The 15,826-nt window shown below is 62.0% G+C and carries 12 protein-coding genes and 1 pseudogene; 5 read left to right on the top strand and 8 right to left on the bottom strand.

The window, feature by feature from the left end:
* Positions 1-74: 74 nt before the first annotated feature.
* From J6524_RS23940 to J6524_RS23925, 4 genes are read right to left on the bottom strand one after another with little or no spacing between them, the layout of a single operon-like run.
* Positions 75-782, bottom strand: coding sequence for a molybdate ABC transporter substrate-binding protein (locus J6524_RS23940; protein WP_225675075.1), 708 nt, complete (start codon positions 780-782; stop codon positions 75-77).
* Complete coding sequence (locus tag J6524_RS23935; RefSeq protein WP_225675073.1) at positions 782-2,920, bottom strand: xanthine dehydrogenase family protein molybdopterin-binding subunit; 2,139 nt, start codon at positions 2,918-2,920, stop codon at positions 782-784. The genes J6524_RS23940 and J6524_RS23935 overlap by 1 nt, the downstream gene beginning before the upstream one ends.
* On the bottom strand, positions 2,917-3,387 hold the full coding sequence (locus J6524_RS23930) for a (2Fe-2S)-binding protein (protein ID WP_225675071.1): 471 nt from the start codon (positions 3,385-3,387) through the stop codon (positions 2,917-2,919). Before J6524_RS23930 ends, J6524_RS23935 begins: the two co-directional genes overlap by 4 nt.
* A 27-nt stretch (positions 3,388-3,414) precedes the next feature.
* The gene (locus tag J6524_RS23925; protein WP_225675070.1) at positions 3,415-4,380 is read right to left on the bottom strand and encodes a tripartite tricarboxylate transporter substrate binding protein; all 966 of its coding nucleotides are present in this window, start codon (positions 4,378-4,380) and stop codon (positions 3,415-3,417) included.
* A gap of 177 nt (positions 4,381-4,557) precedes the next feature.
* Here J6524_RS23925 and J6524_RS23920 point away from each other — a divergent pair, with 177 nt between their 5' ends.
* The 5 genes and pseudogenes from J6524_RS23920 (at position 4,558) to J6524_RS23890 (ending at position 10,792) form a co-directional block, all read left to right on the top strand.
* The gene (locus J6524_RS23920) at positions 4,558-5,622 is read left to right on the top strand and encodes an ABC transporter substrate-binding protein (RefSeq protein ID WP_225675068.1); all 1,065 of its coding nucleotides are present in this window, start codon (positions 4,558-4,560) and stop codon (positions 5,620-5,622) included.
* Between the two features lie 5 nt (positions 5,623-5,627).
* Positions 5,628-7,001, top strand: a complete 1,374-nt coding sequence (locus J6524_RS23915; protein WP_225675066.1) for an MmgE/PrpD family protein — start codon at positions 5,628-5,630, stop codon at positions 6,999-7,001.
* Positions 7,002-7,007: 6 nt separating this feature from the next.
* The gene (locus J6524_RS23910; protein WP_225675065.1) at positions 7,008-7,760 is read left to right on the top strand and encodes a 3-oxoacyl-ACP reductase family protein; all 753 of its coding nucleotides are present in this window, start codon (positions 7,008-7,010) and stop codon (positions 7,758-7,760) included.
* An 83-nt stretch (positions 7,761-7,843) separates the two neighbouring features.
* Positions 7,844-9,940 (top strand): annotated as a pseudogene (locus J6524_RS23905) (molybdopterin oxidoreductase family protein).
* Between the two features lie 69 nt (positions 9,941-10,009).
* The gene (locus J6524_RS23890) at positions 10,010-10,792 is read left to right on the top strand and encodes an enoyl-CoA hydratase/isomerase family protein (RefSeq protein WP_225675063.1); all 783 of its coding nucleotides are present in this window, start codon (positions 10,010-10,012) and stop codon (positions 10,790-10,792) included.
* A 111-nt stretch (positions 10,793-10,903) separates the two neighbouring features.
* On the opposite strand, the gene J6524_RS23885 is transcribed toward J6524_RS23890, so the two are convergent.
* The 4 genes from J6524_RS23885 to J6524_RS23870 form a co-directional block, all read right to left on the bottom strand.
* Positions 10,904-11,116: a hypothetical protein gene (locus tag J6524_RS23885; protein ID WP_225675061.1), complete on the bottom strand. Its 213-nt coding sequence runs from the start codon at positions 11,114-11,116 to the stop codon at positions 10,904-10,906.
* Between the two features lie 426 nt (positions 11,117-11,542).
* Positions 11,543-11,971, bottom strand: coding sequence for a GlcG/HbpS family heme-binding protein (locus tag J6524_RS23880; RefSeq protein ID WP_225675059.1), 429 nt, complete (start codon positions 11,969-11,971; stop codon positions 11,543-11,545).
* A 3-nt stretch (positions 11,972-11,974) separates the two neighbouring features.
* Entirely contained in the window at positions 11,975-14,941 is a 2,967-nt protein-coding gene (locus tag J6524_RS23875) for an FAD-binding and (Fe-S)-binding domain-containing protein (protein WP_225675057.1), read from the bottom strand.
* Positions 14,942-15,036: 95 nt separating this feature from the next.
* Complete coding sequence (locus tag J6524_RS23870) at positions 15,037-15,759, bottom strand: GntR family transcriptional regulator (RefSeq protein ID WP_225675055.1); 723 nt, start codon at positions 15,757-15,759, stop codon at positions 15,037-15,039.
* Between the last annotated feature and the right edge of the window lie 67 nt (positions 15,760-15,826).

Here is a 15,826-nt window from a genome sequence, read left to right as displayed (position 1 = left end):
AACCAAAAATAGTATCACGCATTGGTTGGTGCGGCGCGCGGCGTGTCGTTCAGGAGCTGGACGATGAGGTGAAGCTACCTCCGGCGGCTGATGAAACCGGCTCGCGTCCGCTGTTCATGTTGTTCGGCACCGATCAGCAAGTCGATCAGGTGTTGGGCCTGTTGCGGGTGAGCAGCCGCGGTCGTGATGCCGGCCGTGTACATCGTTGCAAGTTCGCAGTCCGGGGGCAGTGAGCCGCACAAGGTCACGCCCTTGGTGCTGATGATCTCGGTCGATTGCGTGCAGCCGATCGGACGCCGTGCTTCGGATGTCGCCAGTTCACGCATCGCTGTTGCGCCATTGGGGAAAATTCTTAAGCGGGCGGCGACCTCATCGGCGATGCCGAGTTGCTGAAGGACGTTTGCAACGTGAATTCCAGCCGTCGACGATTTGGTGTCCGGCACGAAGATAGCATCTGAGGCCAGCAAGACTTGGCGCAGGCCGACAGCATCCTTTACCGCTGCCTCCGGATCGCCGGAGCGAACGGCGAGGGCGGTTTCGACCAACCCGACGTCGTCTATCGATGCGGCAACGACAAGCTTCTCCTGCGCCAGTTTGGCGATGAGGGCCGCGGTCAGGATGACGATGTCAGCCGGCGTGCCCTGGCGCAATTTGTCTGCCATGACGCCGACCGCGCCGAACTCGCCCGAGATGTTGAATCCGGTCAGGGCCTTGAAGGCCGGCGTCAGGCTGCCCACCAGGCCTTGCGCTGCACCGCCGCTCAGGATGTTCAGGCTGACCATCAGGTCAATTCCATCGCGGCGATAAGTCTGTCGCGCGTGATCGGCAAATCGCGCACCCGCACGCCCAGCGCGTCGAACACGGCATTGGCAATGGCGGCCGTCACCGGACCGTGGGCGGCCTCGCCTGCGCCGACCGGGTCCATGTCGGAGCGCTGGATGAGTTCAACCTCGACATCGGGCACTTCGCTGAAGCGCAGGATCGGATATTCCGTCCAGGCTGTGCTCGTGATGCGTTGCCGGTCGAAGCGGACGCGTTCCTTTAGCGCCCAGCTCGTGGATTGAATGGCGCCGCCTTCGACCTGGTTGATGACGCCGTCGGGGTTGATGGCCTCGCCTACATCGACTGCCAACGTCAGCTTGTTGACGCGGATGTCCTGCGCGCCCTCGATCTCGGCGATCGCAGCGCAATAGGCGCCGGTGTTCTTGTAGCGGCCAAAGCCAATGCCGTACCCGATACCGGGCTGCTTCTCCGGCTTCCAACCGACACGGGCTGCGACGGCGCGGATGACGTCCTTGGCGCGCTCATCCCGCAAGTGGCGCAGCCGGAACGCGACCGGATCCTCGCCGCGCTCGACGGCGATTTCGTCGAGCATGGATTCGATCGCAAACACATTGCCTTGCCCACCAAGCGTCCGCAGTGCGGAGACGCGTATAGGCATCGTTGTCAGGCGGTGGCTTTCGATGTGCCAGGATGGAAAATCATAGAGCGGGATCGAATTACGATCACCACCCCCGCCATTGGCCTGCGGCGGATTGGTCGAGACCATGCGTGGAAAGGGGTTCTCCAGTTCGAACCCTGCCAGTAAGGCGGGCTGCGCCGCGCGACCCGGCCGCGCCACGTGGCCGTTGCTCCAGATGTCGTGTCGCCAGCCGATGATCTCATCCTGCGCATCAAGCTCGGCCTCGATCTCGATTGCCATCGCCGCGCCGAACGGCGCATCCGACATTTCGCCTTGCCGCGACCATTGCACCCGCACCGGCCGGCCGCCGGCGGCTTTGGCGAGCAGGGCGGCATCGAGCGCGACATCGTCGGCAGCGTTATGCCCGTAGCAACCCGCACCTTCGATATGCTCGACGGTGATGTTTTCGACGGGCAGCTTGAGAACCATCGCAAGATCGGTGCGCAGGAGATAGACGCCCTGGCTGTGGGTCCAGATTTGGAGGCGGTTGCCGGACCACTGCGCGATCGCACAGGACGGCGCTATCGATGCATGCGCAATATAGGGGCGGGTATATTGCTGCCGGATGGTTCGCGCGACTGTGCCGGGCGATGCCGCAGTTTTCTTGCTGATAACAGAGGATTCGCACGGCTGCGCTTTGGGGAAATTGGCGAGATCGCTTTCGTCCGGCAGGGGCTCGCCATCGGACCATTTCGCGCCTTTGCGCAGCGCATTGAGGGCCGCCTCCGCACCGTGCTCGGTTTCGGCGACCACTCCCGCAAAACTGCCGTCTCGCACGATTGCGACGAAACCGGCAACGGAACGCGCGTCATCTTCCCTCAGTTCGACAAGTTTCGCGCCTGCGTTCTCCGGGCGCAGCACGCGGCCATGCAGCATTCCCGCCAATACCTGATCATGGATGAAGCGCGGCCGCGCAAACACCTTGTCCGGAATGTCGATTCGCGGAACGGAATTTCCGGCCAACGTTCGGCGCGTCGCAATCTTGGGCGTCACACCGGGCGTAGCGTCGCGATCGAGCGAGACTTCTTCTGCGAGCTCCCAGTAGCTTGTCCTGATATTGCCGGGCCCTGAAATGGTGCCGTCCTCGATCTCGAGCGCATCGACATCGACCCCCAGCCGTTCCGCTGCCTGCTCAAGAAAGATCCGGCGGACCTCGGCGCAGGCATGGCGCAGCGCGCGGCCGGATTGCTGGATGGAAAGACTGCCCGATGTGACGCCTTCATTGGGACTGCCGGCGGTGGATGCGCGGACCATCTGCACGCGAGCCAGATCGATATCGAGCTCATCTGCGGCGATCTGCGCCAGCGCCGTCACGATGCCTTGTCCGATCTCCACCTTTCCGGGTGAGATCGCGACCTGTCCGTTGCTCGAGAATTTCAGCCACGCCGAGAGTTTTGGGTTCGCTGCAAGGCTTACCGGCAGTGTTGGCGGGGAGAGGGAGGGCGCCTGCTGGTTCATCCTGCCGCCATTTCTTCCGCCGCGCGCAGCACCGCCCGCAGCATGCGGTTATGCGAACCGCAGCGGCAGAGGTTGCGGTCGAGCGCTTCCTTCACCTCGCGGCTTGTCGGCGAGGGATTTCGTTTCAGCAGTGCCGCGGCGCTCATCAGGATACCCGAGACGCAATAGCCGCATTGCAGCGCCTGTTCAGCGATAAAGGCGCGCTGCAGCGGATGTGGTCGCTCGCTCGTTCCCAGCCCTTCGATGGTCATGACGTCCTTATCGGCCACCGACCATAGCGGCATATCGCAGGCGGAGACCGCGCGATCGCCGACAATCACATTGCAGGCGCCACATTCGCCGGCGCCGCAGCCGAAATGCGGCCCCGTCAAGCCAAGCTGCCCGCGCAAGATACTTAGCAATGAGCGGTCGGGATCGGCGTCAATTTCCAGCTCGACGCCGTTGAGGCGAAATCGAACGATTGGCATCGAGGGCAGGCCTTCTCTGGTGGCTTCTTATTGCGGTGGCTTGTCGAACTTCTTGACCACTTCCGCCCACTTCACGATATCGCCGCGGAGGAATTTGTCGAATTCGTCTGACGTCATTGACATAGGGACGACACCTTGCTGAGACCATAGTTTTGTGATGTCAGGTCGCTTCACAATGTCGTTCACCGCCGCGTTGAGTTTGTCGATGATCGGCTTCGGCGTGCCCGCGGGTGCCATCAGGCCGAGCCAGATGGTGGCCTCATAACCGGGAACGCCGGCCTCGATCACGGTCGGCGCATTGGGTAGCACGGTCGAACGCATCTTGCCCGTCGTAGCCAGCGCGCGAACCTGATTTTCGGCGATGTTGGGAGCCATCGCCGGAAGTGCATCGATCATCATCTGAACCTGGCCGCCGATCACGCCGCTGCGTGCCTCGCCGCTATTGCGGTACGGCACATGCACAAGATCGACGCCGGCCATGGCTTTGAACAGCTCGCCCGCCATGTGGTATGGCGTGCCCTGGCCGGAAGAGGCGTAGTTCAATTTTCCCGGCTGCGATTTGGCCAGCGCAATGAATTCCTGCAGGGTCTTGGCCTGCACGGAAGGATGAACCACGATCACGAGGTCGGAATAGTTCACCGGCGCGATCGGCGCGAGATCGCGCATCAGTTCATATTTGCGCTGCGGCACCAGCGATTCATTCGCGGTCTGGGTATTCGACATCATCAGCAGCGTGTAACCATCTGGCGGCGACTTCACGGCTTCCTGCGTGCCGATCACACCGCCGGCTCCCGTGCGGTTCTCGACCACAAAGGCCTGACCGAAACTCTCCTGCAGGATGTTGCCGATCTGGCGCGCCGTAACGTCGGCTGGCCCTCCGGCGCCGAACGGGACGACTATTTTCACCGGTCGCGAGGGATAGTCCTGCGCGTGTGCGCCAGTGAGCGACGTTGCGAGCAGAGCCAGAGCCAATACAATCCTTGGGCCCGTCATTTCTCCCATCCCCTGACGCTTGTTTTATTTCTTCTCGCAAGTCTAGCTGCAATGGGAACGCGCTGTCGACGAAAGACTGGCTGCGCGATCTTGGAATAAAAGATAATCTCGGGTGTCTCGGAAACCGCGCAGGAGCGAGCCCGAAGAAGGCTCGATAAAGGAATATTGGGAGCGCCTATGAAGATCTCGATTTCGCGACGTAATGTGCTCCAGGGCGCCGGCGCTGTTTTCGCAAGCGCAGCATTTTCAACGCGCGTGATTGCTGCTGCTCCGCCGCCGGAGGGAGTGACGCTCGCGTTGATCGAGGCTGCGAAGAAGGAGGGCAAGGTCATTTATTACACCTCGACCGATCTACCGGTCGCGGAGAAGCTGGCAAAAGCCTTTGAGGCGAAATATCCGGGCATTGCGGTACGGGTCGAACGCACCGGCGCGGAGCGCTTGTTCCAGCGCATCGGCCAGGAATACTCCAGCAACATTCATGCCGTCGACGTGGTGAATTCATCCGATGCGGCGCATTTCATCGTCTGGAAGCGCGACGGCATTCTGGCGCCTTACGTGACGGAGGATGTCGCGAAATATTATCCTGAGGAGCACAAGGATCCGGATGGTCAGTTTGCGAGTTTCCGTGTTTGGCTCAGCATCATCGCCTACAACACCAATCTGGTGAAGGCCGAGGAGGCGCCGAAGAGCTTTGCCGATCTGCTCGATCCGAAATGGAAGGGCAAGATCGTCAAAGCGCATCCGGGTTACAGCGGCACCATCATGACCGCGACTTATCAGATGCAGCGCGATCTCGGCTGGGGCTACTTCGAAAAGCTCGCCAAACAGAACATCATGCAGGTGCAGTCGTCGGCCGATCCGCCGAAGAAGCTCGATCTCGGCGAGCGCGCGGTGATGGCCGACGGCAACGAATACAACATCTTTCAGATGAAGGAGGCGGGCCGCCCGGTCGCGCCGGTCTACGCCACGGAGGGCTCGCCGCTGATCATCGGGCCGAACGGCATTTTCAAACATGCTCCCAATCCCAATGCGGCAAGGCTGTTCCAGTCGTTCAGTCTTAGCCGGGAAGCCCAGCAGCTCATCATTGACGTTGGCGGCCTTCGCTCGGTGCATTCGCAAGCCGTCGAAAAGGCCGGCCGCACGCCGCTCAAGGACATCAGGACGATGAAGGACGATGCGGCGGCGGTTGAGAAGGAAAGCGAGGCCATCAAGGCGCGCTACACAAAAATCTTCCGCGTTTGACCGGCATGGCTTCCGGATTGCCCAGGATTTCGGTCGCCGAAACGCTGGCCGAAAAGATCGTCGCACTCACGCCCGGTACATTGCCGGAAGCCACCGTGCGCAAATGCGAGGACCTTTTGATCGACGTGGTCGGCCTGTGCATCACCGCGCGCAACGAGGACTATATCAGAAGCGCGCTGGCCGGCTGCGACGACGATGGCCGATGCACGGCGATCGGGCACAAGCGGACCCTAAGCGCAGCCGGCGCTGCCTTCGTCAACGGCACCGCTGCGCATGGCGAGGATTTCGACGATACGTTCGAGGGCGGCCCGGTTCATGCAGGCTCCGTGATCGTGCCGGCGGTGCTCGCCGCTTGCGAGCGGCACAATCCGGATGGCCGCATGGCGCTGATCGGGATCGCGGTCGGCACCGAAGTGCTGTGCCGCTTGAGCCTTGTGGTGTCGAAGGCCGTTCACAAGGCAGGCTTCCATCCGACAGCGATATTTGGCGCGCTGGGCGCGGCGGCCGGCGTTAGCGCTGCGCTTGGCCTCAATGCCAGGCAGATCGTTGATGCGCTCGGTGTCGCCGGTAGCATGGCAGGCGGCATCATCGAATATCTTGCCGAAGGCGCCTGGACCAAGCGGCTGCATGCCGGTTGGGCCGCGCAATCGGGTATCCGCGCGGCGCTGCTGGCTCGGGCAGGATTCGTGGGGCCACGTACGGTGCTTGAGGGCGCGCATGGCCTGTTCCATGGCTTTGCTCGCACTACCCAGGGCGACTACGACGCACTGACCGGCGACTTCGGCACGCGATGGGTGACGGATACATTGGCGTTCAAGCCCTATCCATGTGGAACGATGGCCCAGCCCTATATCGATTGTGCGCGCCGCCTGGCCGCGCGCGGCATCAAGCCAGAGGACGTTGTCGAGATCGTCTGCGAGGTGGCGGAGGGAACCGTGCACCGGCTCTGGGAGCCGCTCGTCGATAAACAGCGTCCGGCCAACGGCTATGCCGCCAAGTTCGCCGCGCCTTATCTGTTGGCCGCCGGATTCGTGCACGGCGGCGTAGGGCTCGGTGCATTCACGGAAAGCGCAATCCGTGATGAGCGCGTGCTGGCGCTTGCTGCCAAGGTGAAATTCGTGATTGATCCGGTCAATCCATATCCGAACAACTACACCGGCCATGTCCGCGCCACCCTCAATGACGGCAGCGTTGTCGAGGAGCGCCAGCCCCATCTGCGAGGCGGCGCGCGGGAGCCGCTGACCCGGCAGGATGTGATCGACAAATTCAGGCTCAACGCCGAGTATGGCGGCTGGAGCGCTGCACAAAGCGATGCGGCGCTGCAGCTGATGGCGCGGCTGTATAATGGCCGCATCGATCTTTCCTCATTCCGCGGCTAGCAGCTTATGACCAAGGAACTCTCCGGCAAGGTAGCCGTCGTCACCGGCGCAGGCCGCAATATCGGCCGCGCGATCGCGCTGACGCTTGCGGAAGGCGGGGCGTCCGTCGTGGTGAGCGCGCGCAGCAACCGCACGGAGGCGGAAGCTGTCGCCTGCGAGATCGAGGCAGCGGGCGGCAAAGCGCTCGTTCAAATCGGCGATGTTGCCAACGCCGCAGCGGTGCAGGCGATGGTCGATGCTGCCATGAAGCAATTCGGCCGCATCGATATCCTCGTCAACAACGCTGCGCTGCGGCGCGAAAAGCCCTTCGCCGAGATGGATTATGCGGCGTGGCGCGAAATCCTAGACGTGACCCTCGATGGAACGTTCCACTGTGTGAAGGCCTGCCTGCCGGCGCTGCGAAAGTCGGGCGCCGGGACCATCGTCAATATCGGCGGTCTCAGTGCCCATACCGGCGCGAAGAACCGAGCCCATGTGGTGACGGCAAAGGCCGGTATCATCGGCTTCACCCGCGCGCTGGCGCACGATCTTGCCGATGACGGCATCACCGTGAACTGCGTTGTGCCCGGCCTGATCGGCACGTCACGGCCGAAGGATAAGCCCGAGCCGGCGCATCATCTGACGCATCAGACGATCACCGGCAATCGAGGCCTGCCGGAAGATGTTGCCGCGGCCGTACGTTTCCTTTGCGGGCCTGGCGCGCGCTATATCAATGGGCAGGCGATCCACGCCAATGGCGGCGCCTATTTGGGCGCTTGACGCATGGCTAGCGGCCGTTTTTGCAGGTGCACTGCCGGACAAAGCCCCTCGGCGACCGCGGTTTTTGATGTTATCTAAAACGCATGAACCAGCATACCAAGATCGATATCCGCCATTCCACCTGTCCGCACGATTGTCCGTCGGCCTGCGCGCTCGATATCGAGGTGATCGAGGGGCGTTCGATCGGCCGGGTCCGCGGCTCCAAGGTGCAGACCTATACCGCGGGCGTCGTTTGCGCCAAGGTGGCGCGTTACGCCGAGCGCATTCATCATCCCGATCGGTTGCTCTATCCGATGCGCCGCATCGGACCGAAAGGCTCCGGTCAATTCGCGCGGATTTCCTGGGACGAAGCGCTCGATGAAATTGCCGTGCGGTTCGATCAGGCCGAGCGCGAATTCGGCGCTGAATCGGTCTGGCCTTATTATTACGCCGGCACGATGGGGCTGGTCATGCGCGACGGCATCAACCGCCTGTCGCATGTGAAGAAGTATTCGCGCTTCTATTCGACCATCTGCGCCAACGTTGCGCGCGTTGGCTTTTCTATCGGCACCGGCAAGATCGCCGGGGTCGATCCGCGCGAGATGGGCGTGTCCGATCTCGTCGTGATCTGGGGCACCAATCCGGTGAACACCCAGGTCAACGTGATGACGCACGCCTCGCGCGCCCGGAAAGAACGTGGCGCCAAGATCGCGGCGATCGACATCTACAACAACGAGACCATGAAGCAGGCCGATATCAAGATCCTGCTTCGGCCAGGCACCGACGGCGCATTTGCCTGCGGCGTTATGCACGTGCTGTTCCGGGAAGGTTATGCGGACCGCGCCTATATGGACCGCTATACGGACTGTCCTGACGAACTCGAGGCACATCTGGCGACGCGCACGCCGGAATGGGCCTCAAGGATTTCCGGCGTGCCGGTCGAGGAGATCGAGGCGTTCGCGCGCGCCGTTGGCCAGACCAAGCGAACGTTCTTCCGCCTCGGCTACGGCTTCACCCGCAGCCGCAACGGCGCGACGCAGATGCACGCAGCGCTGTGCATTCCGGCGGTGACGGGGGCCTGGCAATATGAGGGCGGCGGCGCCTTTTTCAACAATGCCTCAATCTGGCAGTTCGACGAATCCATCATCGAGGGCCACGACGCGATCGATGACACGACACGCTGGCTCGACCAGTCCAAGATCGGCCGGATCCTGACCGGGGATGCTGAGGCCCTGAAGGGTGGTGGTCCCATCAAGGCGATGCTGATCCAGAATACCAATCCGATGACGGTCGCGCCCGAGCAGGCGCTGGTGCGTCAGGGCTTTGCGCGCGAGGATTTGTTCGTCGCGGTGCATGAGCAGTTCATGACTGAGACGGCCGCCATGGCCGACATCGTGCTTCCCGCCACGATGTTCATGGAACATGACGATCTCTATTACGGCGGCGGCCATCAGCACATTTCGGTGGGCGCGAAGCTGATCGATCCGCCCGGCGAGTGCCGTTCCAACCATGAGGTGCTGCAAGGCCTCGGCCGCCGCCTCAACGCCGTGCATCCCGCATTTGAGATGACGCCGCGCGAGCTGATCGACGCTACGTTGAAGAAGAGCGGTCACGGCGACATCGAAACGCTGGAAGCGGATCTGTGGCGCGATATTCAGCCGGACTTCCGCACCTCGCATTATCTCGACGGCTTTGCGCATGCCGACAAGAAATTCCACTTCAAGGCTGACTGGGCAAATCCGCCGTTCGGCAGGCCAGGTCTAGGCCCGTGGTCAGAAATGCCGTCGCTGCCCGATCATTAGACCATCATCGAGGAGGCTGACGAGCAACATCCGTTCCGCCTCGCCACTTCACCGTCACGCAGCTATCTCAACACCAGCTTCAACGAGACGCCGGGGTCGCAGGCTCGCGAGGGCGCACCGACGGTGATGATCCATCCGGAAGATGCCGCAAGCCTTGCGATCTCCGACGGCGAGGCCGTGACACTGGGCAACGCGCGGGGTGAAACCACGCTGACTGCGAAATTGTTCGATGGCGTTCGACGTGGCGTGCTGATTGCCGAGTCGATCCATCCGAACAAGGCGCATATCGGCGGCCGTGGCATCAACATGCTGACCGGAGCCGAAACAGTGGCTCCAGTCGGTGGCGCTGCGTTCCATGACAACAAGGTCTGGGTGAAGAAGGCCGCGCCCGCAGCCTAATTCCCGCTTGCAGCCACCGCCGTCCTGCCGCAAAAGTTTCCAATCCAGGGCAAACAGGCGAGCGGAACAATGAACGACATGACAAGCGTGATACGCGAGAAGCGCGGGCAGGCGTTCTGGATCACCATCAACCGGCCTGACAAGCGTAATGCGATCAACGCCGACGTCGTCGCCGGGATCGCCCGCGGCTATCGCGAAGCGCATGACGACACCGATGTCCGCGTTATCGTGTTGACGGGTGCCGGCGACAAAGCGTTTTGCGCGGGCGCGGACCTGCAAAACAGCGGCGCTGCCTTTGCGATGGATTTTTCCAGGCCGAACGTCGATTACGCGGACCTGTTGCGGCTGTCGCAAAACGCCACCAAGCCCGCGATCGCCCGGGTGGGGGGCGTCTGCATGGCCGGCGGCATGGGCCTATTGTGCATGACCGACATGGCGGTTGCCGCCGATCACGTCATCTTTGGCTTGCCGGAAGTGAAGGTCGGCGTTTTCCCGATGCAGGTATTGAGTCTGCTGCAATCGATCGCGCCAAAGCGGCTCGTCAGCGAATGGTCGCTTACCGGCGAGCCCTTCGATGCAAACACCGCCAAGGAAGCGGGCCTTCTGAATTACGTAGTGCCGGCGGCCGAGCTCGACGCCAAGGTCGACTGGCTGGTTAGCCGTATCGTCGACAAGTCTCCGACGGCGATCCGTCGGGGCAAATATGCGATGCGAGCGATCGCCTCAATGTCTTTCGATGAGAGTATCGCCTATACCGAGAGCCAGATCGCGTTGTTGGCCATGACGGAAGACGCCAAGGAAGGCCTCAAGGCCTTTGGCGAAAAGCGCAAGCCGGCATGGCCGGGCAAATAGCCTGATTGCGGTCCGGCGCCGCCTCTTAAGCGGACGGCGCGGCAGCGTCAGTTTTGGGATGACTTGGCAGGCGCCGCTAAAAACTGGCGGATCGCGCTGCGAGAGGTGTCGTTACTGGCCCTTGTCCGTCATCAACATCAGGCCCCAGGCCATCGTCGCCAATATCGGGATTGCCATGAGCGATGGACGACGGCAAAGGCTCTCAGCCATCGAGCAGGCGGGGCCGCCTGACCAGCCATTGTCGTGGGCCAGTCCGACGAAAATGATCGAAAGTGTGGCAAGGGCTGCAGCCATAACGATCGCGGAAACACCGAGGGTACGCATAGTCGGCACTCAAATACGTGAGGTACTTGAATACACTGGAATGGAACCTGAGCTGAATTCTGACTCGACTCAGACGGTTCCTTAGCCTCCCATGGGCAACACCAAGGCAAGCCGTCACGCGCGATTGTTTCTCGACTTCGCGCGTTCGGCGGCCTCACGCCACCGTCGAACAATTTCGGCCACAATGATGTATGTACCGGCAATCAGCAGAATGGCTTCGATCATAATTTGTCCTGCCGAGCTAGTGCGGCTGGCAAATTACAATCTCCGTGTGTAGTTGCCAAGAGGACAATCTACACCTGCAACGAATTCCGGTGGACGAAGAGTTCGAGCAGGGAACTCGCTGCATTCGGCCGACCAGCGCGTCCCGCGCTGATTTTAGGGCTTTCAATGAGCTACATGCCTGCCGGATGCAGCGGATAGCCGTTACCCGGCATTCGCCTTGAATCCGGCGGCTTCGATGCCGGCGATCGCGCAAGCCTCGTCATTATCAGACGTGTCGCCGCTGACACCGACCGCGCCTAGTAAAGTCGTGCCGTCCATGATCAGCACGCCGCCGGGCACTGGCACGAGCCGGCCTTGCGCCAGCGCATTTACCGCGCCGACGAAATAGGCTTGCTCCTGGGCTCGTTGGAACAACGCGCGCGATCCCATGCCCATCGCAAGCGCGCCATAAGCCTTGCCGTGCGCGATTTCGGCTCGCATCAGGCTGGTGCCGTCCTGCGCCGCCGTGACCTTCACGCAGCCGCGCGCATCCAGGATGGTGATAACCAAGGGCTTCAATTTCTTTTCGACACCTTTGGCAAGCGCGGCATCGAGAATCTTGCGGGCGATGTCGAGGGTAAGTTCAGCCATATATCAGTTCCTTTGCGATTGATGGGGATCGACGGTCTGCCGTCCGCTGTCGAGGCTCATCGCGAGCACGCGGGCGACATGTAGTGCTGCACGGTCCGTGCCGTCCTTGATCTGATGCCGGCAGGAAGTGCCGTCGGCAACGATCAGCGCTGCCGCATCGACGCGGCGCACCGCCGGTAGCAGCGATAGCTCGGCCATTTCGATCGAGGTTTGGTAAGTATCGGCGCCATAGCCGAACGCGCCGGCCATGCCGCAGCAACTGGACTCGACGGTTTCGATACTAAGATCGGGAATGAGGCGAAGTATCTTTTCGACGGGCTTGAATGCGCCGAATGACTTTTGATGGCAGTGGCCGTGAACCAGCGCTTTCGTCGGCATGGCACCGAGCGGTAATTTCAGGCGGCCCACTTCCGCCTCACGAACCAGAAATTCCTCGAACAGCAACGCGTGCGCGCTCACGCTCCTGGCGTCATTATCCGAGCGCAGCGAGAGCAGTTCGTCACGGAGTGTCAGAAGGCAGCTCGGCTCCAGCCCAACGATCGGGACGCCGCGCGCCGCGAATGGGGCGTAGGTCGCGACCAGCCTGTCCAGTTCACTGCGCGCCTGTTCGACCAGCCCGGCCGAGAGAAATGTCCGCCCGCAACACAGCGGACGGCCGCGATCCGGAGGGCTCGGGACATGCACGCGATATCCGCCTTCAACCAAGACATGCAGCGCAGCGTCGAGGTTCTCGCGCTCGTAGTAGCGATTGAAGGTATCGGCGAACAGCACGACCTCGCGGCCGTCTGCCGGGCCGAAGGCCTCCACCTCCGGCCTGAACACGTCGCGTCGGAACGCGGGCAGGGTGCGCTTCGCGCTGACGCCAGCAAACTTCTCAAACAACGCACGCAACAGCGCACTGTGGTTGCGCCAGTTGGCGAGCGGCGCGAACCGCGACGCCAGGTCTGCATAGTGCGGCAGATAGGCGACCAGCCGATCCCGCAGCGAAAGGCCATGCTTTGCCGCACGCTCAGCCAGCACCTCGATCTTCATCTTCGCCATATCGACGCCGGTCGGACATTCGTGGCGGCATGCCTTGCAGGAGACGCAGAGCTTGAGCGTCTCCATCATCTCGTCGGAGGCGAGGGCATCGGGCCCCAATTGACCCGATATCGCCAGCCGCAACGTGTTGGCGCGGCCCCGCGTGACGTCCTTCTCGTTGCGGGTCGCACGATAGGATGGGCACATCACGCCGCCCTCGAGCTTGCGGCACGCGCCGTTGTTGTTGCACATCTCGACCGCGCCCTGAAAGCCGCCGCCTGCGCCGGGATAGGCGGACCAGTCGAGCACGGTCTTCAGCTCGCCGACACGATAGTCCGGTCGATAGCGGAACAGCGAACGGTCGTCCATTTTTGGCGAATCGACGATCTTGCCCGGATTGAGCAGATTGTCTGGATCGAAGCGCTGCTTGACCTCCCGGAAATCGGCGACGATGCGCGAGCCGAACATCGCTTCGTGGAATTCAGAGCGAACTAGGCCATCGCCATGCTCGCCGGAGTGCGATCCCTTGTACTCGCGTACCATCTCGAACGCCTCTTCAGCGATGGCGCGCATCGCCTTGACGTCCTTCTCGAGCTTCAAGTTGAGGATCGGGCGCACATGCAGGCAGCCTTCGGAGGCGTGTGCATACATGGTGCCGCGCGTGCCATGCTTGGCGAAGACGGCGTTGAGCCGCTCGGTATAGTCCGCGAGGTGAGGCAGCGGCACGGCACAGTCCTCGACGAAGGAGACCGGCTTGCCCTCCTGCTTCATCGACATCATCACGTTGAGGCCGGAGGTGCGGAAATCCGCGATTGCCGTCTGCGTCGCGGGTTCTATGACATCGACCACACCGCCCCATTTGCGCTGCGGATGGTTCCAGCCAAAGCCAAGGTCTGACATCAGTTCGGAAAGCCGCTTCAGCTTTTGCAAATTGTCGGCCTGATCCTCTTCCGCAAATTCGACGATCAGCAGCGCATCCGGATCGCCGCGGACGGTCGCCTCGATCACCGGCCTGAACATCGCGATATCGCGCCCGAGCGCGATCATGGTGCAGTCAACCAGTTCAACCGCGATAGGACGCAGCTTCACCAGATGCTGTGCCGCATCCATCGCCTCATAGAAGCTGCCGAAATGACAGACCCCAAGCACCTTGTTGCGGATCACCGGCCACAGTTTGAGTTCGACCTGCGCCGTGAAGGCCAGCGTTCCCTCGGAGCCGACCAGCAGATGCGCCATGTTGTTCGGCGCATTGCGCGGCACTAGCGCATCGAGATTGTATCCGCCGACCCGGCGTTGCACTTTTGGGAACCGCTCTGATATCTCCGCAGCCTCGCGCTCGCCGAGATCGAGCATGTCGCGGAAGAGGGCAAGGCCGCTCTGCGGCGAGTTCACTCGCGCCAGATCCCGCGGCACCTCGCCGAAATGCAAAAGCGTGCCGTCAGCCAGGGCCGCATCCATCGAAATCGTGTTGTCGCGCATTGTGCCGTAGCGCAGTGAACGGCCGCCGCAGGAATTGTTGCCGGCCATGCCGCCGATTGTGGCGCGCGAGGCGGTGGAGACATCGACCGGAAACCACAGCCCGTGCTTCCTGAGCTGGCGGTTGAGGTCGTCGAGCACGATGCCGGGTTCGACCAGGCAGGTGCGGTTCTCGACATCCAGCGAGAGCAGGCGGTTCAGGTGCTTGGAAAAGTCGATGACGATTCCTTCATTGACGGTCTGGCCGCACTGCGAAGTCCCACCGCCGCGGGGGGTCACCATTCGCCCCTCGTCCCGGCAAATGGCCAGTGCCATCAGCGCCTCGTCCAGGCTGCGGGGCACCACGACTCCCGCGGGCACGATCTGGTAGAAGGATGCATCGGTCGCGTAGCGGCCGCGGCTGAAGGCATCGAACAGGATCTCGCCGGTCAAATTTGACCGCAGACGGCGTTCGAGCGTTGAGGCGTTCTTCATCCCAAATCCAAGTGATTCAGACGGCTAGTGTAATCCCTGCCGGGATTATGCACTTTTGCTCAGATGAGTTGCATTATGAATTCATAATCGGCAAGCTAGCCGGTGGCAGCTGTCGGTGCGTTGGTATCTCTTACTGTGGCCAGATGCTCGATAGCGGCGCTTCGCTTGTTGCGCAAATGCTGGAACAGGATGTCGCTCAGCTCGCTTGGCGCGCGACGGCGGAGCGCATCCAGGATCGCCTCGTGCTCGCGCATCGCCTCGCCCCAGCGCTGCCGCTTGCGGGCGAAATTGGCGGAATAGCGCACGCGGCGGATCCGGCCGGCAAAGCTGGCGTAGGTTGCGCGCAGGGTCTCGTTGCGCGCGGCGGCGACAATGCTTTCGTGGATGCGCTGGTTGACCTGAAAATAGTTGTGCATGTCGCTGTTAAGATAGTGGCCGTACATCTTATAGTGCAGCCGCTCGATCGCAGCGATTTCCTCGTCGGTGATGGCCTCGCAGGCAAGGCGCCCGGCGAGGCTTTCCAGGCCCGCCATCACGTCGAAAAGCTCCTCTAGGTCGCGCTCGCTAAGCTGGCGGACCCGTGCCCCACGGTTGGGCAGGAGCTCGATCAGGCCCTCCGCGGCCAAGACCTTGAGCGCCTCGCGCAGCGGTGTCCTTGAGATTCCAAGCATCTCGCAGAGCTGCCGTTCCGGAACACGTGCGCCATCCGGAATGTTGCCTTCGACGACATAGTCGCGAAGCCGCAGCAGGATTTCCCCGTGCAGCGAGGTTTCCTGGCGGTCGGCGTCATTGCCGGTGGCGGGCCGAGCGATCGGCATCCCGGTTTCGGGAATCGTTGGTTTCATTGCGCAACGGTAGTTTGTGAAATCTGCGTCGTCGACGATC

Source organism: Bradyrhizobium hereditatis, assembly GCF_020329435.1.
GTDB classification, from domain to species: domain Bacteria; phylum Pseudomonadota; class Alphaproteobacteria; order Rhizobiales; family Xanthobacteraceae; genus Bradyrhizobium; species Bradyrhizobium hereditatis.
Note: the sequence above shows the minus strand (reverse complement) of the source record. Positions and strands in the feature narration are given on the sequence as shown.